Genomic DNA, 2,233 nt, shown 5'->3' on the forward strand with positions numbered 1-2,233 from the left:
GTTCTTTCATGCCCGCGGCCGCACCCGTACCTCCGTCCAGATGGTCACCCTCGCAGCACACCTCGAACGAAATCCGGTTTGCCACAACGCACTAACTGCCTTCGCAGGGTCGGGAGGTCAACTGCGGACGCTACCAACCCATGTCCTTGGCGACCTCCTCCTGCGCGGTGGCGATCTCCTCAGCGGTCGATTCGGTGATGTCAGTGTCGGCGGCCCACTCCAGCCGGGACAGCAGATCGGCCAGCGCCTGCTTCTGCGCTGGCTGCGTCATCGGCACGGTGTCGAGATCGGTGCTCATCAGCCAGTCGAACAGCACGACGGCATCAGCGCGCCAGAGTGTCACGGTCACGGTCGGCTGGTCGGCGTCCATGGTGTTCATGATGCCTCCTCAGCCAGAGGCCCGTTCACGCTCGCTTCTCGGGTGGGCATGCTGTTCGGCCCCGGACTCCTATCTCTGACCCACGGTGCAAAGTAGACGCGGGGCCTCCCGCCTTCCCGTTTCCTCGCGCTCTGACGTCTCGTTAGCCCGAATGGGTAGTCGACAGAGGGGTGGGCGTAGGTGCGTCGGGACTGGTCCCCGGAGGATGTGGTGGCGTGCTGGACGCCGGCGGGAAGCGACTGGGACTTGGTCGTCCGGCGCGACCCGGCTCGGCTTTGTGCTGCTGCTGAATTTCTTCGAGCTGGAGGGCCGGTTCCCCCAGCTCGTTGAAGAGTTCCCGCAGGCTGCGGTCGACTACGTGGCCGACGTCGTGAAGGTGCCGGCGGAGGCCCTGGCGAAGTACGACCTGTCGTCTCGTTCGGCCAAGGGCCACCGTACGCAGATCCGGGAGGCGCTCGGCTTCCGTCCGGTGACCCGTGCCGACGAGCAGCGTCTGACGGAGTGGCTGTCGACGGAGGTCTGCCCGGTCGAGCTGGTGGAGGACCGGCAGCGGGAGGCCCTGCTGGTGCAATGCCGGGCGGGCCGGATCGAGCCGCCTGGCCGTATTGACCGGATCATCTCCGCTGCTCAGGCGCGGGCCGATAAGGCGTTCTGCGCGCGTACGGTCGAGAGGCTGGGCGAGCCGGTTGCGGCCGGCTGCTGGCGCTGGTCGTAGAGGGCAACGACGAGGGCGCCGCGCTGCTGGCGTCGCTGAAACGGGACCCGGCCGCGGTCGGACTGGACTCACTGCTGATGGAGATCATCAAGCTGACCGCTGTTCGGCAACTCGGTCTGCCTGAGGGGATGTTCGCGGGCTGTTCGGAGAAGCTGGTGGCCGCGTGGCGGGCGCGGGCGATCAAGATGTACCCCTCGGACTTCCGCGACGCGAACGAGGACGTACGGATCACGCTGGTGGCCGCGCTGTGCTCCTCCCGTCAGGCGGAGACCACGGACGCTCTGGTGGAGCTGCTGGTCGCCCTGGTCCACAAGATCAATGCCCGTGCCGAACGGCGGGTGGAGAAGAAGCTCACCGCGGAGCTGAAGAAGGTACGAGGCAAGGAGGGCATCCTCTTCAAGCTCGCGAACGCGGCGATCGGCAAGCCGGACGAGAGCGTACGGCGGGCCCTGTTCCCGGTCGTCGGGGAGAAGACGTTGCGCGAGCTGGTAGCTGAGGCGAAGGCGAACGAGAAGGTCTTCAAGGCTCAGGTCCGCACCACCCTGCGTTCCTCGTACAGCTCCTACTACCGGCAGATGCTGCCGCCCCTGCTCAGGACGCTGGGCTTCCGCTGCAACAACACCGCCTACCGGCCGGTGATGGATGCGCTCGCGCTGCTGGAGAAGTACGCCGGCGTCGACGGCAAGATGCGCTTCTACGACGCCGGCGACGAGGTGCCGATGGACGGCGTCGTACGCAAGGACTGGCGCGAGGCCGTCGTCGACGACAAGGGCAAGGTCGAGCGCATCCCGTACGAGCTGTGCGTCCTGGTCGCACTGCGGGACGCGATCCGGCGCCGCGAGATCTACGTCGACGGCGCCCTGCGGTGGCGCAACCCGGAGGACGACCTGCCCGGCGACTTCGAGGCCACCCGCACCGTGCACTACGCCGCGATCCGCCAGCCCCAGGACCCCGCCGAGTTCATCGCGGGCCTGAAGCAGCGGATGACCGGCGGCCTGGACCGGCTGTCCGTCGCGCTCGCGGACGGCTCGGCGGGCGGGGTGAAGGTCACCACCCGCAAGGGCGAGCCGTGGATCACCGTGCCGAAGCTGGAGCCACTGGCCGAACCCACCGGCCTGCAGGCGCTCAAGGACGAGGTC

The 2,233-nt window shown here is 67.9% G+C and carries 2 protein-coding genes and 1 pseudogene; 2 read left to right on the plus strand and 1 reads right to left on the minus strand.

Going from position 1 to position 2,233, the window contains the following annotated elements; all coding sequences use genetic code 11:
- Positions 1-130: 130 nt before the first annotated feature.
- Positions 131-379, minus strand: coding sequence for a hypothetical protein (locus ACWD6R_RS40380; protein ID WP_451823310.1), 249 nt, complete (start codon positions 377-379; stop codon positions 131-133).
- 277 nt (positions 380-656) lie between these two features.
- Between ACWD6R_RS40380 and ACWD6R_RS40385 the strand changes: the two genes are divergently transcribed.
- Both ACWD6R_RS40385 and ACWD6R_RS40390 read left to right on the plus strand, forming a co-directional pair.
- Positions 657-1,094, plus strand: coding sequence for a DUF4158 domain-containing protein (locus ACWD6R_RS40385; RefSeq protein WP_451823311.1), 438 nt, complete (start codon positions 657-659; stop codon positions 1,092-1,094).
- Between the two features lie 77 nt (positions 1,095-1,171).
- Positions 1,172-2,233 (plus strand): annotated as a pseudogene (locus ACWD6R_RS40390) (Tn3 family transposase); the annotation flags it as partial.

The organism is Streptomyces sp. NPDC005151, from assembly GCF_053599875.1.